This is a genomic window from Mesorhizobium sp. f-mel, from assembly GCF_053850215.1.
This window is the reverse complement of the sequence record NZ_JBSPTO010000009.1, coordinates 27,505-43,696: the sequence shown is the minus strand read 5'-3', so window position 1 is coordinate 43,696 and position 16,192 is coordinate 27,505. Positions and strand designations below refer to the sequence as shown.

Below are 16,192 nucleotides of genomic sequence, written 5' to 3'. Positions count from 1 at the left end.
AAAGGGGGCCGACAAGAAAAAGGAGGCCAGCAAGAAAAAGCCCGCCCGGGCTTGACCGCGAATAAAGACCCAATCACCAATCATCTCATGAACACGATTCGATCCATCTGCGTCTATTGCGGCTCGTCTCCAGGCCGCGATGAAACCTATGCCAAGGCCGGACACCTGCTTGGGCGTTCGATCGCCAAGTCCGGCCTGCGTCTGATCTATGGCGGCGGCACCAGGGGCATCATGGGAGCCGTTGCCGAAGGGGCGTTGCGGGCCGGCGGAAAGGTGACGGGCATCATTCCGCGCTTCCTGATCAACAGGGAGGCCACCGAAACCGCGCTTAACCGGCTCGACGAGCTCGTGATCACCGACAACATGCACGAGCGTAAACATACGATGTTCGAGAAATCCGACGCCTTTGTGGCGCTGCCGGGCGGCATCGGCACGGTCGAGGAAATCATCGAGATCATGACCTGGGGCCAGCTCGGCCATCATCGCAAACCGATCGTCTTCGGCAACGTCGGGGGATTCTGGGACCCGATGCTGGCGCTGCTCGACCATATGATGGCCGAAGGCTTCATCCACACCGCGCAGCGGGTCAAGCCGCTGGTGGTCGACGATCCGGAAGCGATCGTCGCCGCCATCATAGTCGCCGGATCATCGGTCGACGCACCGACCGAAGGTGTGCAGTCGGTAATCGACAAGCTTTAGGGGAGTAAAGGCAGTAGGGCAGTAGGGCAGTAGGGCAGTAGGTAGTGAATACCGCGCTTATGAAGCGCGATCCTACTCCCCTACTCCCCCCGCAAGTCGGCGACTTGCCCGGCGGACCCGCCAGATGACATTGCCGACATCGTCGGCGACGAGCAGTGCGCCGGTCCGATCGATAGCAACGCCGACCGGACGGCCCATCGCCTTGCCATCACGCCCGATAAAGCCAGCGAGCACATCTTTTGGAGGGCCGCTCGGTTTACCATCGCGGAACGGCACGAAGATCACCTTGTAACCGCTGAACACGCTTCTATTCCACGAGCCATGCTGGCCGACGAAGGCGCCGTTGCCGTAGGCCGGGCCGAGCGACGTGCCTTTGGAGAAGGTCAATCCCAGCGAGGCGGTATGGGAACCCAGCGCATAATCGGGCTTGACCGCCCTCGCCACGAGATCGGGGCGCTGGGGCTTGACGCGTTCGTCGATGTTCTGCCCGAAATAGCTGTAGGGCCAGCCGTAAAAAGCGCCGTCACGAACCGAGGTCATGTAATCCGGGACGAGATCGTCGCCGATCTCGTCCCGCTCATTCACGGCGACCCAAAGCTCGCCAGTTTCAGGGTTCCAGGACAGCCCGTTCGGGTTGCGCAGCCCTGACGCGAAGACCCGGGTGCGGCGGGTCGACCGGTCCACTTCAAGGACGGCGGCGCGATTCTTCTCCGCGGCCATGCCATTTTCTCCAACGTTACTGTTGGAGCCGACGGTGACATAGAGCTTGCGTCCATCCGGACTTGCGATCACATCCTTGGTCCAATGATGGTTGAGATCTCCGGCCGGTAAGTCGACGATCTTTTCCGGCGGCGTTGTGGCTCGGGTCTGGCCATTGGAGTAGGGGAAAGCGACGAGCGCGTCGGTATTCGCTACATAGAGCCTGCCTTTGGACAGCGTCATACCGAACGGTGAATTGAGGCCTTCCGCGAACGTCCTGCGCACATCCGCAATGCCGTCGCCATTGGTGTCGCGCAGGAGCGTGATGCGGTTGGCGCTTTTGGTCGCGGCCCCGGCGCGCTTCATAGCCAGGTCCATGAAAACCTTTCTAAGGCTGAAGCCTTGGTCATGCTTGGCAGGGGCATTGGTTTCGGCAACCAACACGTCGCCGTTCGGAAGCACGTGCAGCCAGCGCGGATGGTCGAGGCCGGTGACGAAGGCGTTCACCGTCAGCCCCCGAGCCGGGGTTGGCATACCACCTTTCTGCCAGCCTTTCGCCTCGGCGATGTTGACGGTCGGGATCAGCGTCGGTCTTGGTTTCGGTAAAGTGGGGTTGGGGCCATAGCCGGTTATTGCCCCCGTTTGCTGCGCTGAAAGGCCAGCACAGCTCGCCATGACGGCCCCCAATACCGCTATGAGTACGCTTCGTTGGAAGCCGGCATGCATCGGACGTCCTCCGCATGGATTTGCGTCGTGCTCTTTGTCTAAACGCAAGTCAACGGGGTATTCTTCCAAATTGCCTCCAAACAGCGGCGTTCGTAAGCGCCTCGGATGACAGTCAAAGTGTCAAGAAACCGTCACACGAAACCGGGGCGCCCGTGCTAGGAATCACCGGCCGCCGCCGCGCGGCGTTGTTTTCGAAAAGCTGGCGAAGCGACCATGAACATCGCTCTCAACCCGGAAGGCACCGACCGGTCGCCGTACCTGCCCGACGAGCACGGGCTGTTCTTCATCTATCACTTCACCGCCGAAGGCACGCGAACCAAAGACCCGGCCGCCGCACACTGGACATGGCGCAGCTACCGCTTTCCGACATGCGCGCGCGCCACGAGATCGCGGCCGCCGGTGCGCGATGCCTTCCTGTCGGCCGGCCATGGCTGCCATATCGACCTCGAGGGCGACTGGCTCTGCGGCGATCTGCCGGACCTGCGCCACGACTATTCGGCGGAGGCGCGCGGGCTCGGCCATTTCCGCTTCGCTCTCAACGACACGACGCTGATCGGCGGCCGCAAGCAGCCGCTACGGTCGGTTGACAATATCCGCAAGACGATCGACAACGGGTCGCGCAAATTCCGCTCTCCCGCCGAACTGATCGAGGCTGTCATGGGCCAGTCGCTCGACGGCATGGCGACGGAACTCGGGAGCCTGGGCGATACGCTCGACGGCATCGAGGACCGCATCGTCTGCGACGCATGGCGTCGCGGCGGTCGTCTATCTGTTCGTCAGGCGGCTGGGGCGCGGGATGTAGCGCCGGCCTTGCGCGCCGAAGAAAACATCGACCAGGAATAGATCGCCAGTGCCGTCCAGATCAGGCCGAAGGCGATGGCCTGGGTGCTGCCGAAGGGTTCGCCGAAAATCAGCACGGCGATCAGAAATACAATAGTCGGCGCGATATACTGCATGATGCCGATTGTGGAAAGACGCAACAGCTTGGCGCCGAAGGCAAACAGCAGCAGCGGTATGGCGGTGACCGGGCCGCAGCCGATCAGCAATGCGGTATCGTTCAGGGAACTGGAGACGAAATGGTCCTGCCCTGTGACGATGAGCAAGATGATGTAGCCGAGCGCCGGCACCGACAGCAACAGCACCTCGAGCAAAAAGCCCTGGCTGGGACCGATTGGCAGCGTCTTGCGGAAAAAGGCATATGCGGCAAAGGAAAACGCCAGCACCAGCGACACCCAGGGCAGCTTGCCGGCGTTGATCGTCAGCACCGCGACCGCGATGGCCGCCAGCAGCACCGCCGCGATTTGCAGCCTGTCGAGCCGCTCGCCAAGCAGCAGCGCACCGACAACGACGCTGACAAGCGGGTTGATGTAATAGCCAAGCGCGGTCTCGATGGTGCGGTCGACCGCGATCGCCCAGACATAGATGCCCCAGTTAACCGAAATCAGCGCCGCCGTCAGCGCCGCCATCGAAATGATGCGCGGCGAACGGATTGCGGCCTTGAAGTCCGCGGTGCGGCCGGCCCAGACCAAAACGGCGGCGGCAATCGGCACCGACCAGACGATGCGGTGCGCGATGACTTCGGCCAGCGGCAGATGCGCGACAGCTTTCATGTAAAAGGGCAGCAACCCCCACAGGAGATAGGCGCCCAGGGCCAATAGAAAGCCACGCCGGGCCTTTGAGTCTGCTTCGAGCTGGATTGCTTGCGTGGGCATGGCCCAACGCTATGCGCCAGCCGCCGGGCCAAGACCATCGCAAAGTTCTGATGGATCAATGGACTTTCGCTGATGGTTCAATCCTACTCCGCCGCGACCAGCCCGGCCATCTCGCGGTTCTTCATCAGCTTGTAGACGATCGAATCCATCAGCGCCTGGAACGAGGCGTCGATGATGTTTTCTGAGACGCCGACCGTCCACCAGCGGGCGCCGGTTGCGTCATGCGATTCGATCAGCACGCGGGTGATCGCCTCGGTGCCACCATTGAGGATACGCACCTTGAAGTCGGCAAGTTCGAGGTCGGCGATCTCGTTCTGGAATTTTCCGAGATCCTTGCGCAGCGCGATGTCGAGCGCATTGACCGGGCCGTGTCCTTCGGCCACCGACATCTTCTCCTCGCCGTCGACCATCACCTTGACGATCGCCTCTGAGACCGTCTTCAGCTGGCCGTTGGCGTCGAAGCGGCGCTCGACCATGCAGCGAAACGAGGTGACGCTGAAGAATTCCGGCAGGCCGTGCAGCATCTTGCGCGCCAGCAGCTCGAAGCTGGCATCAGCGCCCTCATAGGCATAGCCTTCGGCCTCGCGCTCCTTGACCACAGCGATCAGTGCGTCGAGCCGGTGGTCGTCTTTCGGCATCTCGATGCCGCGCCGCTTCAACTCGGCGAGGAAATTGGCCTTGCCGCCCTGGTCCGAGACCATGACGCGGCGGCGATTGCCGACCGATTCTGGCGGCACATGCTCGTAGGTGGCCGGCTCCTTGGCCAGCGCCGAGGCATGGATGCCGGCCTTGGTGGCGAAGGCGGAAGCGCCGACATAGGGCGCCTGCGCTTCCGGCGCGCGGTTCAGCAATTCGTCAAAGGCCCGGGAAAGGCGCGATATTCCGGCCAACGCTTCGGCCGAAATGCCTGTCTCGAAGCGGTTGGAAAAGGCCGGCTTCAGCGCCAGCGTCGGCACGATCGAGATCAGATTGGCGTTGCCGCAGCGCTCGCCTATGCCGTTCAGCGTGCCCTGGATCTGGCGCACACCGGCCTCGACGGCGGCCAGCGAATTCGCCACCGCCTGGCCGGTGTCGTCATGGGCATGGATGCCGAGATGGTCTCCGGGAATGCCTGAGGCGATGACCTTCTCGACGATGGCGCGCACTTCCGACGGCTGCGTGCCGCCATTGGTGTCGCACAGCACCACCCAGCGCGCGCCGGCGTCGTAGGCAGTCCTAGCGCAGGCCAGCGCATAATCGGGATTGGCCTTGAAGCCGTCGAAGAAATGCTCGCAATCAACCAGTGCTTCCTTGGCCGAGGCAATCGCCGCTTCGACCGAGGCCTTGATCGCTTCGAGGTTTTCCTCGTTCGTGCAGCCCAGCGCGATGCGGACATGGTAGTCCCAGCTCTTGGCGACAAAGCAAATGGCGTCCGACTTCGACTGGACCAATGCGGCAAGGCCTGGATCGTTCGAAGCCGACACCCCAGCCCGCTTGGTCATGCCGAAGGCGACGAATTTGGCACTGGCCGTGCGGGGCTCGGCGAAGAAGGCGGTGTCGGTCGGGTTGGCGCCGGGATAGCCGCCCTCGACATAGTCCATGCCGAACTCGTCGAGCAGCCCGGCGATGGCGATCTTGTCCTCGACTGAAAGGTCGATACCCGGTGTTTGCTGGCCATCACGCAGTGTCGTGTCGAAGAGATAGAGGCGCTCGCGGCCCATGATCATTTCCCCGCAAACCGATCCGTCGCCCGGATCAACCGGTCGAGGATGCCCGGCTCCGAATAGGCATGGCCGGCGCCCTCGATCAGGTGGAAATCCGCTTTCGGCCACGCCTTGTGCAGCGCCCAGGCATAGCGCGCCGGGCACGGCATGTCGTAGCGGCCATGAACGATGGTGCCGGGGATGTCCTTCAACTTGAAGGCATCACGCAGCAGTTGCCCTTCCTCCAGCCAGCCGGCATGGACGAAATAGTGGTTCTCGATGCGGGCGAAGGCCACGGCATAGTCGTCTTCGCCAAACCGGCTGCTGGTTTCCGGATCGGGCAATAGCGTGATCGTCTCGCCCTCCCACAGGCTCCAGGCGCGGGCGGCCTCGACCTGCGCCTTGCGGTCGCTGCCGACCAGCCGCTTGCGATAGGCGGCCATCATGTCGCCGCGCTCGGCCTCGGGGATCGGCGCCAGGAAGCGCTCCCATTTGTCGGGGAACATTTCCGAGACGCCAAACTGGTAATACCATTCGAGTTCCGCACGCGTCAGCGTATAGATGCCGCGCACGACCAGCTCGCTCACATGTTCGGGGTGTGTCTCGGCATAGGCCAGCGCCAGTGTCGATCCCCACGAGCCGCCGAACACCAGCCATTTGTCGAAGCCGCACATGTCGCGCAGGCGCTCGATATCGGCGACCAGATGCCAGGTGGTGTTGGCCTCGAGCGAGGCGTTGGGCGTCGACTTTCCGCAGCCGCGCTGATCGAACAGTATGACATCGTAAAGCTTCGGATCGAACAGTCGCCGGTGCTTTGGCGAGATGGTACCGCCCGGTCCGCCATGCAGGAACACAGCCGGCTTGGCACCCCTGGTGCCGGACCGCTCCCAATAGACCTGATGGCCGTCGCCGACATTGAGCATGCCTGACTCGAAAGCCTCGATCTCTGGGTAGAGGGTGCGGAGTTCACTGCTCATAATTTCAGGCCCTGCTGCGGCCAGTTGGCCGTCTCGTGATCCGGATGCTGGAAGGAGATGATCTGCTCCTGCCGGGTGTAGTAGTCAGGATCGTCATGGACCGGCGCCTCGAAGATCTTCTCCACCCAGGGCAGCCGCGCGGCGTAGTTGACCTGTATCTGCGGCGCGAGGTCGGAGCGATCGTCAAAAGCGCCGATGGCGATCTCAAGCCCGCCGGGCTGCCGATAGGTCAGCGGCGTGCCGCAGCGGGCGCAGAACCCGCGATCGATATTGACCGACGACTGAAAATAGCTCGGCTCCTCACGGACCCATTCGACGCCGTCCTTGGGTACCGTCACCAGTGCGCCGAAGAAGGAACCAAACTGCTTCTGGCACATACGGCAATGGCAGATGGACGGGCGGCCAAGCGCCCCACGGATGCGGAAACGCACGGCGCCGCACTGGCAGCCGCCGGTTCGAACGGTTTCGGTCATGATCTTTCCTCCGGCGGCCATTGTTCGGTGTCGTGGTCGGGATGCTGGTAGGAGACGAGATCGGCGAGATAGGAGGCTGACGAGATATCGGCCATCGTGTCCTCGCCGGGCAATTCGTGGATGCGGTCGACGTAGGGGAGCTTTGCTTCGGTACCCCACTGGATGGTCGGCGCGATCTCCTGCGGAGCGTCGAAGGCGGCGATGGCGAGCGCGATACCCTCGGGCGCCTCGAAGGTCAGCGGGGTGCCACAATCGGCGCAGAAGCCGCGCAATGCGGCGTTGGACGAGCGGAAGCGTTTGGGCTCGCCGCGCGTCCAGTCGAATTTTGCGCCACGCACGGACACCAGCGGCAGGTAGAAATTGCCGCTTGCTTTCTGGCACATGCGGCAATGGCAGACGGAGGCATCACCCAGCGCGCCTTCGACACGGAAGCGCACGGCGCCGCACTGGCAACCGCCTGTGTAGACCGGTCTGTTGTCTAGACTCATTGCTTCACTCCGCGGCATGGCAGACGGCTTCGATATTGTTTGCCGTCAGGGTCGAAGACAAAGGCGCCATAGTAGTTCGCGTGATAGTGCGGACGCAGGCCTGGCCCGCCATTGTCCTTGCCGCCGGCGGCGATTGCGGCTGCGTAGAAGGCGTCGACCTCGGCGCGGCTGCGCGCAGTGAAGGCGACGTGCTGACGGTCCTTCGGCTTGTCCTTGCCTTGATGCAGCCAAAACACCGGCCGGTCCCGGCCATAGCCGCCGACCTTGGCGCCGCCGGTATATTCCTGCGGCACCATATAGAGGAGCGCGGCACCGAGCGGCGCCATCGCCTTGTCATAGAACGCCTTGGAAGCGTCGAAATCGGAAACGGTGATGCCAAGATGATCGATCATCTTTTTACCTCCCAAGTGGTGATGCGGGCGCCGGTGACGGGATCTTTGCCGTCCTTCAACTGAATACCTTGCGCCAGCAAGTCGGCACGGATGCGGTCGGCCTCGGCCCAATTTCCGGCGGCGATCAGTGCGAGCCGTTTGGCGATCGCCCTGGCGATGGCGTCTTCATCGACCTTGGTCGGCGTGACGTCGAAGCCGAGGAACAGCAACGCCGCCTTCAGCGAAGCGGCAGCATCGTTGCCCGCTGCGGCAGCCTTGCCGCCATCGGCAGCACTGAAATCTACAGCCTCACCGGCCAACTGCGTCAGCACCTGGAACGCAGAATAGGTTGCGAGATCGTCCGACAGGGCTTCCACCACTTCCACCGGCAATTGCTTTGCCGCCCCCGGTGCCAGATCCGCCGCCCGCTTCCATTTGCGCAGCGTGTTTTCCGCCTCTTCCAGCTTGCGCACGGAAAAGTCGATCGGCTCGCGATAATGCGTCATCAGCATCGCCAGCCTGAGCACCTCGCCCGGCCATTTGCGGCCGCCAAAGGTATCCGTCTCCAGCAACTCGTTGATCGAGTAGAAGTTGCCCAGGCTCTTGGACATCTTCTGCCCCTCGACCTGCAGGAAGCCGTTGTGCATCCATACCTTGGCCATCACGTCAGTGCCGTGGGCGCAGCGCGACTGGGCGATCTCGTTTTCGTGGTGCGGGAAGATCAGGTCGAGCCCGCCGCCATGGATGTCGAAGACCTCGCCGAGATAGGCGGCCGACATCGCCGAGCACTCGATGTGCCAGCCCGGCCGGCCTCTGCCCCACGGGCTGTCCCAGCCCGGCTCTTCCGGCGAGGACAGCTTCCACAGCACGAAATCGCCAGGGTTCTTCTTGTGGGGATCGACGGCGACGCGAGCGCCGGCCTGCTGTTCGTCGAGATTGCGATTCGACAACTGGCCGTAGTCCGGCATCGAGGCCGTGTCGAACAGAACTTCGCCTGCCGCAACATAAGCATGGCGGCGTTCGATCAACCGTTGAATCAAGGAGATCATGTCGACTTTGCCATCGGCGCGCGGCTCGACGAATTCGGTGGCGCGCGGCTCGACCGTCGGTTCCAGGCAGCCGAGCGTCGCCACATCCTTGTGGAACTGGTCGGCGGTTTTTTCGGTGACGCGCCGGATCGCCTCGTTCAGCGACAGCTTTCCCGAGGCAATTTCGCCGCCGAAATCGCGCAGTGCGCGGTCGTTGATCTTGTCGTCGACATCCGTGATGTTGCGCACATAGGTGACGTGCGCTTGCCCGTAGAGATGGCGCAGCAGACGGAACAGCACGTCGAAGACGATCACTGGCCGCGCGTTGCCGATATGGGCAAAGTCGTAGACCGTCGGGCCGCAGACATACATGCGCACATTGCGCGGATCGATCGGGAAGAAATCCTCCTTCGTCCGCGTCAGCGTGTTGTAGAGGCGCAGGCCCTTCGATGCGTCAGACATTCGTGCCTTCCCGGTGCGTTACCTTTTGGTTGGAGCCACTTGCGCTGAGACGCAAATCAGGCACCAGCCTGCTGGCCGGGGCGTTTGTCCACTCTAGAAGGAAGATAGGCGAAAACGTCCGGACCAGCGCGAAGCTAGCCAATAATGCAAATGCCACAAATGGCGAAAGACGTTCTCATGAGCGGCTTTATCGCCTCACCCAGTGTTGCCGTCAAGTCGCAACTTTCGGCAAAAGAGTCGCCGGATCACAGGTAATGACGCAGTGAAACATATTATTAAACATCTCGGCACAGTCATGAAACATTCGCCGGCTAGATCACCAGATGTCACGATTTGGTCGGATTCGACCAGCAAACGCGGACACGAAGACGTTACCAGGGAAGAGAAAAATGCCCCGAACCAAGCAGGACTCCAGCAGCGCGAAGCAACCGGCGCTCGCCAGCCAATACCGGGCGATCGGCCCGGCCGCGATCGTCGCCGCCCTTCTCCATACCGCGAAGAAGAAAAAGCCGGCGCAAAAGATCACATCGCCGCGCGCTGCCTGATGCGACGTCAGCCGACGCCATGCGCCGGCAATGAGGCGCCGAATGTGCCAGGAAATAGCTGCTAGAACAAGGTCATCTGACTGTCGTCCGCGCCGGGATTCTGGCGCCTGGCATTCTCGGGCTCCGGCCCCACGACGCCCCTTTCCTGAATCTCCGGTCCGGTGTTGGCGACCTCGTTGACGAGGTCGGAAACCGGGACAGCCTCGAAGAAGTCGAGCTGTGCCGGTCTGAGCAGGTCCGCCACGTCGCGCGGCTCCAGGGTGCGGCAATCCAGCCAGCGGGCGAAATCCTGCGGATCTATCACTACCGGCATCCGGTCATGGCTATGGGCGATGTCGGTATTGGCGTTGACGGTCAGGATGGCGCCGGTGTCCATTTCGGAACCGCCCGGCTCGGCATAGGTCTCGATCAGCCCGGCGAAGGCGACAAGTCCGCCATGCCTCGGCCGCACCCAATAGGGCTGCCCCCTCTTGCCGCCTGATTGACGCCATTCGTAGAAGCCGGAAGCCGGCACCAAAGCGCGGCGATGGCGCATGGCGGTGCGAAACGAGGCCTTTTCCGTTGCTCCCTCCGAGCGCGCGTTGAACAGCAGCGGAAACTCACGCGTGTCCTTCACCCAGGCCGGGATCAGCCCCCAACGCACCAACATCGACCGCCGGTCGGGCTGGTTCGACCCTGGCGCCTGCGGCAAGCCTGCAATCGCCATCAGGACCGGCTGCGTCGGCGCGATGTTGTAGCGGGCCGGAAAATCCTCCAGCTCCGCCAAACCGAGAAAAGCGGCAGTCTGGTCCGGCGTGGCGGTCAAGGCAAAGCGTCCGCACATAAGCTAAACTCGTTGAAACGGTCGAATGCGAAGGTGGCGATGGAACTGGCGTTGCGCAACCGCTAATGCTTCTTCACGCCGACCGGTCCACAACCGGCTGCAGCGGATGACGATCGGAGATCCATGGACGAAATGCGCAAGATTCTGCCGGCTGTCTCGGTCGCCATTGTCCGCGGCGACACGGTGCTGCTGGTCAAGCGGGCGCGGCAGCCTTCGCAAGGATTTTACGCGTTTCCAGGCGGCAAGGTCGAGGTCGGCGAAACGCTGGAACAAGCCGCGCAACGCGAATTGCTGGAGGAAACCGGGTTGCATGCGCACAACTACCGCGCACTTCGGGAAATCCACATCGACGGCGGCAGCGACGGGCACCCGGTCGACTATCTGCTGACGGTGTTCGGCGCTACCTATGCCGGCGGCGAGCCCGTGGCCAGCGAGGACGCCGAGAACGCCGCCTTCTATACGCTCAGCGAAATGACGGCGCTGCCGCTTGCCGCTTCGGTGTTTGCCGTTGCCGAAGAATTGCTCAGGAATGCAGGGGCGTAACCTCCAAAATCGCCTTGCAGGCGACAGATTGTTTGACCACATAGACTCATGATCCGCGCATCGCTTTTCCTTGCAGCTTGCCTCGCCGCCAGTACGGCATTCGGGGCGCGGCCGGCTCTGGCCGCCGAGTCGCCGTTCGAGCCGGGGCTGATGCGGCTGGCGGAGGTGCTTGGATCGCTGCATTTCCTGCGTAATCTGTGCGGCGAGAAGGGCGACCAGTGGCGGGTCGAGATGGAGAAGCTGATTGCTTCGGAAAATCCGGACTCGGAGCGGCGCGCCCGCTTCATCGCCAGCTTCAACCGCGGCTACCGCTCCTTCGGCGGCACCTACACGCAGTGTACCGCCTCGGCGACCGAAGCCATCAGCCGCTATATGAAGGAAGGCGAGACGCTCTCGCGCGACATCGCGTCGCGCTACGGCAACTGACCTTGACACCTCGCTGCTTGTCCGGTGGCGCCTTAATCCTTGTGTTGCACTTTTGCAACGGTATTAACGAAACGTTACGGGGCGGATGTGGAATTAACTCAAACTGAAGGTTTTCATCCCGCTCGCCGGCCTAATCGGCTAAGTTTGAATCGGATCGAACGCAGGTTTGCAAAACGTGACGAGCCCTTGTCGAAACGATCCTAGAAATGTCGTATTTACAAGTACTTACTTAACCTGCGTGTAAAAAGGGACAGCCCAAGCCTGATCCGCATCTGCCGGATCGCCGCTTGAAAAGGGTGGACATCGCAATGGAACATGCCGTCAACGACATCGACGCGCTGGTCAGGGAAGAAAAGCGCCTGACCGCTGTGGAAAGCCACAGCGAGGCCTGGGCGGAAGGGCTTTCGGCAGGAATCGAGCCGGAAATCATCGCCGAGGCGGCCCTTGAAACGGCGTTCGGTGAAATGCTGCGCGCCAATGGCGAGACCTCGGCCCTTGCCCTGCTCGACCGCATGCGTGAAAAGGTGATAGCCGGGGCCTTCGAACCAGGACGGCTGCGGCACTGAACCGGCATCAGGCTCTTTGACGACGGCGTGCCGCTTGGGCGGTCATGCCCCGGGCACCTGGGCGGGCCTGGGCATCTGGACGGAATCATGGAGAGGCAGGCGGTGAATTTTTCGACGTCAGGCCAGCCGCGTGGCTTGGCCCTCAGCATCCGGCTCGTCGCTTTTTGCGCCGCGGTCCCTCTGGCTTTTTGCCTCGCAAGCAGCCCTGCTTATGCGCTGAGTGAAATCAAGCGCGAGGACCTGCCCTCGCCAGTCACGCCGCCCGCCGATGACGACATGTCGCCGCCCGGAACCGCGGTGCCGATGCCCGATCCGCTCGGCACGACACCGCCTGCGACCAACCAGCCGAGGCCCCCCGACGAGCGGGAACAGGTCGAACCGGAGGGGCCAAAAGACGATGGTGGCATGGCCAATCCGCAAGCCGATCCGGATGAACCCTTGCCCGAGGTCGTCTACGATCTCGGCAAGCTGCCGGAGCCGGTCAGGCGCATGCACGATTTGATCCTCGAGGCCTGCAAGAGCGGCGACATCGAAAAGCTCCGGCCGTTGATCGGCCAGGGCGATACGATGACCCAATTGTCGCTGAGCGAGATCGAAGGCGACCCGATCACCTTCCTGAAAGGTCTTTCGGGCGACACGGAAGGCCAGGAGATCCTCGCCATCCTGGAAGAGGTGCTCAGTGCCGGCTATGTCCATGTCGATGCCGGCACGCCGCAGGAGCTCTATGTCTGGCCATATTTCTTCGCGCTGCCGCTGGACAAGCTCGACGCCAGGCAGCGGGTCGAGCTGTTCAAGATCGTCACCGCCGGCGACTATGACAGCATGAAGCAGTTCGGCGCCTACATCTTCTACCGCGTCGGCATCACGCCGGACGGACAGTGGACATTCTTCGTCGCCGGGGATTGAGCGGCATTGCCCTTCCTACCCTCAAGCCCGCTTAGAGCATCGGAGTGGGTCCCCGCTTTGGGAAAGCCGATGCTCAAAGAAAGAGATAGACTGGCGGTCCGATCGATTTGAAAGTCCGCCGCTCTAGACCGGCAGCGCCTCGGAAAACTCCACAGCCTTGCCCTGCCCTGGCGTGACGATCTCGCCTTCCCACATCACGCGGCGGCCGCGGACGACTGTTCCGACCGGCCACCCGGTTACTTCTCTGCCGTCATAGGGCGTCCAGCCGGCCTTGGAGCCGGCCTGCGCATTGGTGATGGTTTCGCGGCGCTTCAGATCGACGATGGTGAAATCGGCGTCGTAGCCGGCGGCGATGCGGCCTTTCCTGGCCATGCCGAAGATACGCTGCGGGCCGTGGCTGGACAGGTCGACGAAACGTTGCAACGTCAGCCGGCCGGCATTGACGTGATCCAGCATGATCGGCACCAGTGTCTGCACGCCGGTCATGCCGGACGGCGAGGCAGGATAGAGTTTTGCCTTCTCCGCCAGCGTGTGGGGGGCGTGGTCGGAACCCAGCACATCGACAATGCCTTGTGCAATGCCGTGCCAGATGCCGTCGTGGTGGCGCGATGCGCGCACCGGTGGGTTCATCTGGATCAGCGTGCCAAGCCGCGCATAATCGTCCAGGCTCAGCGTCAAGTGATGCGGCGTCGCCTCGCAGGTCGCGACGTCCTTGTGCTGTTCGAGGAAGGCGATCTCCTCTGCGGTCGAGATGTGCAGCACGTGAATCCGGGCGCGAACCTGGCGCGCGATGCGCACCAGGCGCTCGGTGCAGCGCAAGGCGGCGATCTCGTCGCGCCACACCGGATGCGAGGACGGATCGCCCTCGATGCGCTCACTCAGCCGCTCGCGCAACCGGAACTCGTCCTCGGAATGAAAGGCGGCCCGACGGCGCGTATTCCTCAGAATCGAGGCGACGCCCACATCGTCCTCGACCAAAAGGTCGCCGGTGGACGAGCCCATGAATACTTTTATGCCGGCAGCACCGGGTAGCCGCTCCAGTTCGCCGGCATCCCCAGCATTGTCGCGGGTGCCGCCGACCCAGAAGGCAAAGTCGCAATGCATGCGGCCGGTGGCGCGCCGAACCTTGTCGGCAAGGGCTGCTTCGCTGGTGGTCAGCGGGTTGGTGTTGGGCATCTCGAAGACCGCGGTGACGCCGCCCAGCACCGCTGCCCGCGAGCCTGTCTCCAAATCTTCCTTGTGCTCCAGCCCTGGCTCGCGGAAATGCACCTGGCTGTCGACGACGCCGGGCAGGATGTGCAGGCCACGACAGTCGACCGTCTCGCCGGCTGATGCCTGGCCGAGATCGCCGATGGCGGCGATGCGCCCGCCGTTGATGCCGATGTCGCGCCGGCCCTCGCCATCGTGGTTGACCACCGTGCCGCCTGTCAGGATGAGGTTGTAGGTCGTGGCCATGCTGATCCGGTCTCTTGCGGGGGGAGTGTCAGCGGCTTACGTAATGGCCGACTGTTTTGCAAGATCAGGTTCTTTTTCCGCCCATGCCCTTCGCCCAATTGAAAGACCGCGCCCTCATTTCCGTGTCAGGCCCGGATGCCGAGATTTTTTTGCAGAACATTCTGACCACCGACCTCGACGCACTGGCTGCGGGCGAAGCAAAACCTGGCGCCTTGCTGACGCCGCAAGGCAAGATCCTGTTCGACTTCCTGATCTCCCGCGCTGGCGAGAATTCCTTCCGCCTCGAATGCCGAGCCGATATATCAGACGATTTCATGCGCCGGCTGATGCTCTACAAATTGCGCGCCAAGGTCGAGATCGCCAAGTTAGATCAGGGGCTTGTCACCGTCGCGTGGGGAAGTGATTCAACCACTTCGCAAGCTGATTCAACGCCGGTTGCCGATGCACGGTTCCGCGACGCGTCCGTGACGCGCTGTTATGGCGGCACGGCGGAGGGCGGCGACCCGGCCGCATGGCAGGCTCTGCGCATCGCCCATGGGATTGCCGAAAGCGGCTGCGACTATCCGCTCGGCGACGCCTTCCCCCATGATGTGCTGCTCGACGAGACCGGCGGCGTCGGCTTCAGGAAGGGCTGCTATGTCGGCCAGGAGGTGGTCTCGCGCATGCAGCATCGCGGCACCGCCAGACGGCGGGTGCTGATCGTTTCGGCCGAACGGCCCCTGCCCGCTCCTGGCGCCGAACTGACAGTTTCCGGGCGACCGGTCGGCACGCTTGGCACTGCCGCCGGCACGGCAGGCCTCGCCATAGCCCGTATCGACCGCGTCAAGGCAGCGCTCGACGCCGGCCAGCCGATCATGGCGGAAGACGTCCCTGTGTCGCTCGCCATCCCTGCCTGGGCGAAGTTCACCTTCCCGCAGCAACCTGTCGGCGCGGAGGAGACCTGATGGCGGCCGACCGTGCCGGCGCGCCGCCGCGCGCTTGGCAGCGCATGCTGTCGGGCCGGCGGCTCGATCTGCTCGACCCCTCGCCGCTCGACATCGAGATTTCGGACATCGCCCATGGGCTTGCCCGCGTCGCCCGCTGGAACGGCCAGACCAGCGGCGACCACGCCTTTTCCGTCGCCCAGCATTCGCTGCTGGTCGAGGCGCTTTTCGGCGAGCTGGTGCCAGACGCCCCGGCCGACGCGCGGCTGGCGGCTTTGCTGCACGACGCGCCGGAATATGTCATCGGCGACATGATCTCACCGTTCAAATCGGTGATGGGCGGCAGCTACAAGGAGTGCGAGCTGAGGCTGCAGCGCGCCATCCATCTGCGCTTTTCGCTGCCGGTCGAACCTAGCGCGGGCCTGCGCAAGGAGATCAAGCGCGCAGACCAGATCGCCGCCTATTTCGAGGCGACGCTGCTTGCCGGCTTTTCGACCGCCGAGGCGACCGAATTCTTCGGCCGGCCGCGCGGCTTCAATGCCGACCGCTTCGATTTCACACCGCGTTCGGTGACCTGGGCGCAAAACGCGTTCCTCGAACGGTATGCGGCGATCGAGAGATCGCGGCGCCAAACGGTGCAGCCGGCCGACTGAAAAAACGGTAAATTAACCGGAAAGGACAACAGTAC

At 63.0% G+C, this 16,192-nt stretch carries 18 protein-coding genes and 1 pseudogene; 9 read left to right on the top strand and 10 right to left on the bottom strand.

Annotated elements, in window-relative coordinates:
* The first annotated feature begins 87 nt into the window (after positions 1-87).
* Entirely contained in the window at positions 88-699 is a 612-nt protein-coding gene (locus ACWUKX_RS13920; RefSeq protein ID WP_029354434.1) for an LOG family protein, read from the top strand.
* Between the two features lie 72 nt (positions 700-771).
* Here ACWUKX_RS13920 and ACWUKX_RS13915 read toward each other — a convergent pair whose 3' ends face one another.
* Entirely contained in the window at positions 772-2,124 is a 1,353-nt protein-coding gene (locus ACWUKX_RS13915) for a PQQ-dependent sugar dehydrogenase (RefSeq protein WP_456007584.1), read from the bottom strand.
* 213 nt (positions 2,125-2,337) lie between these two features.
* Between ACWUKX_RS13915 and ACWUKX_RS13910 the strand changes: the two genes are divergently transcribed.
* Positions 2,338-2,967 (top strand): CorA family divalent cation transporter, encoded by a 630-nt coding sequence (locus ACWUKX_RS13910; protein ID WP_456007389.1) that lies wholly within the window; start codon positions 2,338-2,340, stop codon positions 2,965-2,967.
* Here ACWUKX_RS13910 and rarD read toward each other — a convergent pair.
* The 7 genes and pseudogenes from rarD to cysS all read right to left on the bottom strand — a co-directional run bounded on the left by rarD (position 2,901) and on the right by cysS (position 9,317).
* Positions 2,901-3,836: an EamA family transporter RarD gene (gene rarD / locus ACWUKX_RS13905; RefSeq protein WP_456007387.1), complete on the bottom strand. Its 936-nt coding sequence runs from the start codon at positions 3,834-3,836 to the stop codon at positions 2,901-2,903. The genes ACWUKX_RS13910 and rarD overlap by 67 nt on opposite strands.
* An 83-nt stretch (positions 3,837-3,919) precedes the next feature.
* Positions 3,920-5,536, bottom strand: a complete 1,617-nt coding sequence (cimA, locus tag ACWUKX_RS13900) for a citramalate synthase (RefSeq protein ID WP_456007385.1) — start codon at positions 5,534-5,536, stop codon at positions 3,920-3,922.
* A gap of 2 nt (positions 5,537-5,538) precedes the next feature.
* A complete protein-coding gene (gene pip, locus ACWUKX_RS13895; RefSeq protein ID WP_029354441.1) occupies positions 5,539-6,495 on the bottom strand; it encodes a prolyl aminopeptidase in 957 nt (318 codons plus the stop codon).
* Positions 6,492-6,968, bottom strand: coding sequence for a GFA family protein (locus ACWUKX_RS13890; RefSeq protein ID WP_082982530.1), 477 nt, complete (start codon positions 6,966-6,968; stop codon positions 6,492-6,494). Before ACWUKX_RS13890 ends, pip begins: the two co-directional genes overlap by 4 nt.
* Positions 6,965-7,456 (bottom strand): GFA family protein, encoded by a 492-nt coding sequence (locus tag ACWUKX_RS13885; RefSeq protein ID WP_287091640.1) that lies wholly within the window; start codon positions 7,454-7,456, stop codon positions 6,965-6,967. Before ACWUKX_RS13885 ends, ACWUKX_RS13890 begins: the two co-directional genes overlap by 4 nt.
* Before the next feature lie 4 nt (positions 7,457-7,460).
* Positions 7,461-7,848: pseudogene (locus ACWUKX_RS13880) on the bottom strand (VOC family protein).
* Positions 7,845-9,317, bottom strand: a complete 1,473-nt coding sequence (cysS, locus tag ACWUKX_RS13875) for a cysteine--tRNA ligase (protein WP_456007383.1) — start codon at positions 9,315-9,317, stop codon at positions 7,845-7,847. The pseudogene ACWUKX_RS13880 and the gene cysS overlap by 4 nt, the downstream one beginning before the upstream one ends.
* A gap of 389 nt (positions 9,318-9,706) precedes the next feature.
* On the opposite strand from cysS, the gene ACWUKX_RS13870 reads away from it, so the two are divergent.
* Positions 9,707-9,862, top strand: coding sequence for a hypothetical protein (locus ACWUKX_RS13870; protein WP_082982528.1), 156 nt, complete (start codon positions 9,707-9,709; stop codon positions 9,860-9,862).
* A gap of 61 nt (positions 9,863-9,923) precedes the next feature.
* Here the strand turns inward: ACWUKX_RS13870 and ACWUKX_RS13865 are convergent, their stop codons facing one another.
* Entirely contained in the window at positions 9,924-10,685 is a 762-nt protein-coding gene (locus tag ACWUKX_RS13865; protein ID WP_456007381.1) for an SOS response-associated peptidase, read from the bottom strand.
* 123 nt (positions 10,686-10,808) lie between these two features.
* On the opposite strand from ACWUKX_RS13865, the gene ACWUKX_RS13860 reads away from it, so the two are divergent.
* The 4 genes from ACWUKX_RS13860 to ACWUKX_RS13845 all read left to right on the top strand — a co-directional run bounded on the left by ACWUKX_RS13860 (position 10,809) and on the right by ACWUKX_RS13845 (position 13,126).
* Positions 10,809-11,228 carry an NUDIX hydrolase gene (locus tag ACWUKX_RS13860; protein ID WP_456007379.1) on the top strand — a complete coding sequence of 140 codons (420 nt, stop codon included), beginning with the start codon at positions 10,809-10,811 and terminating at the stop codon, positions 11,226-11,228.
* 48 nt (positions 11,229-11,276) lie between these two features.
* On the top strand, positions 11,277-11,654 hold the full coding sequence (locus ACWUKX_RS13855; protein ID WP_029354446.1) for a TIGR02301 family protein: 378 nt from the start codon (positions 11,277-11,279) through the stop codon (positions 11,652-11,654).
* A 308-nt stretch (positions 11,655-11,962) separates the two neighbouring features.
* Positions 11,963-12,220 carry a hypothetical protein gene (locus ACWUKX_RS13850; RefSeq protein ID WP_029354447.1) on the top strand — a complete coding sequence of 86 codons (258 nt, stop codon included), beginning with the start codon at positions 11,963-11,965 and terminating at the stop codon, positions 12,218-12,220.
* A 102-nt stretch (positions 12,221-12,322) separates the two neighbouring features.
* On the top strand, positions 12,323-13,126 hold the full coding sequence (locus ACWUKX_RS13845) for a hypothetical protein (protein ID WP_287091672.1): 804 nt from the start codon (positions 12,323-12,325) through the stop codon (positions 13,124-13,126).
* Between the two features lie 123 nt (positions 13,127-13,249).
* On the opposite strand, the gene ACWUKX_RS13840 is transcribed toward ACWUKX_RS13845, so the two are convergent.
* Entirely contained in the window at positions 13,250-14,581 is a 1,332-nt protein-coding gene (locus ACWUKX_RS13840) for a dihydroorotase (RefSeq protein ID WP_456007377.1), read from the bottom strand.
* 83 nt (positions 14,582-14,664) lie between these two features.
* On the opposite strand from ACWUKX_RS13840, the gene ygfZ reads away from it, so the two are divergent.
* Both ygfZ and ACWUKX_RS13830 read left to right on the top strand, forming a co-directional pair.
* Positions 14,665-15,525 carry a CAF17-like 4Fe-4S cluster assembly/insertion protein YgfZ gene (gene ygfZ, locus ACWUKX_RS13835; protein ID WP_456007375.1) on the top strand — a complete coding sequence of 287 codons (861 nt, stop codon included), beginning with the start codon at positions 14,665-14,667 and terminating at the stop codon, positions 15,523-15,525.
* Positions 15,525-16,157 carry a hydrolase gene (locus tag ACWUKX_RS13830; RefSeq protein ID WP_456007373.1) on the top strand — a complete coding sequence of 211 codons (633 nt, stop codon included), beginning with the start codon at positions 15,525-15,527 and terminating at the stop codon, positions 16,155-16,157. The genes ygfZ and ACWUKX_RS13830 overlap by 1 nt, the downstream gene beginning before the upstream one ends.
* Positions 16,158-16,192 lie beyond the last annotated feature (35 nt).

Excerpts from the sequence above, each read along its gene's own strand:
- ACWUKX_RS13920 (WP_029354434.1), top strand. The coding sequence starts at position 88 with ATGAACACGATTCGATCCATCTGCGTCTATTGCGGCTCGTCTCCAGGC.
- ACWUKX_RS13915 (WP_456007584.1), bottom strand. The coding sequence starts at position 2,124 with ATGCATGCCGGCTTCCAACGAAGCGTACTCATAGCGGTATTGGGGGCC.
- ACWUKX_RS13910 (WP_456007389.1), top strand. The coding sequence starts at position 2,338 with ATGAACATCGCTCTCAACCCGGAAGGCACCGACCGGTCGCCGTACCTG.
- rarD (WP_456007387.1), bottom strand. The coding sequence starts at position 3,836 with ATGCCCACGCAAGCAATCCAGCTCGAAGCAGACTCAAAGGCCCGGCGT.
- cimA (WP_456007385.1), bottom strand. The coding sequence starts at position 5,536 with ATGGGCCGCGAGCGCCTCTATCTCTTCGACACGACACTGCGTGATGGC.
- pip (WP_029354441.1), bottom strand. The coding sequence starts at position 6,495 with ATGAGCAGTGAACTCCGCACCCTCTACCCAGAGATCGAGGCTTTCGAG.
- ACWUKX_RS13890 (WP_082982530.1), bottom strand. The coding sequence starts at position 6,968 with ATGACCGAAACCGTTCGAACCGGCGGCTGCCAGTGCGGCGCCGTGCGT.
- ACWUKX_RS13885 (WP_287091640.1), bottom strand. The coding sequence starts at position 7,456 with ATGAGTCTAGACAACAGACCGGTCTACACAGGCGGTTGCCAGTGCGGC.
- cysS (WP_456007383.1), bottom strand. The coding sequence starts at position 9,317 with ATGTCTGACGCATCGAAGGGCCTGCGCCTCTACAACACGCTGACGCGG.
- ACWUKX_RS13870 (WP_082982528.1), top strand. The coding sequence starts at position 9,707 with ATGCCCCGAACCAAGCAGGACTCCAGCAGCGCGAAGCAACCGGCGCTC.
- ACWUKX_RS13865 (WP_456007381.1), bottom strand. The coding sequence starts at position 10,685 with ATGTGCGGACGCTTTGCCTTGACCGCCACGCCGGACCAGACTGCCGCT.
- ACWUKX_RS13860 (WP_456007379.1), top strand. The coding sequence starts at position 10,809 with ATGGACGAAATGCGCAAGATTCTGCCGGCTGTCTCGGTCGCCATTGTC.
- ACWUKX_RS13855 (WP_029354446.1), top strand. The coding sequence starts at position 11,277 with ATGATCCGCGCATCGCTTTTCCTTGCAGCTTGCCTCGCCGCCAGTACG.
- ACWUKX_RS13850 (WP_029354447.1), top strand. The coding sequence starts at position 11,963 with ATGGAACATGCCGTCAACGACATCGACGCGCTGGTCAGGGAAGAAAAG.
- ACWUKX_RS13840 (WP_456007377.1), bottom strand. The coding sequence starts at position 14,581 with ATGGCCACGACCTACAACCTCATCCTGACAGGCGGCACGGTGGTCAAC.
- ygfZ (WP_456007375.1), top strand. The coding sequence starts at position 14,665 with ATGCCCTTCGCCCAATTGAAAGACCGCGCCCTCATTTCCGTGTCAGGC.
- ACWUKX_RS13830 (WP_456007373.1), top strand. The coding sequence starts at position 15,525 with ATGGCGGCCGACCGTGCCGGCGCGCCGCCGCGCGCTTGGCAGCGCATG.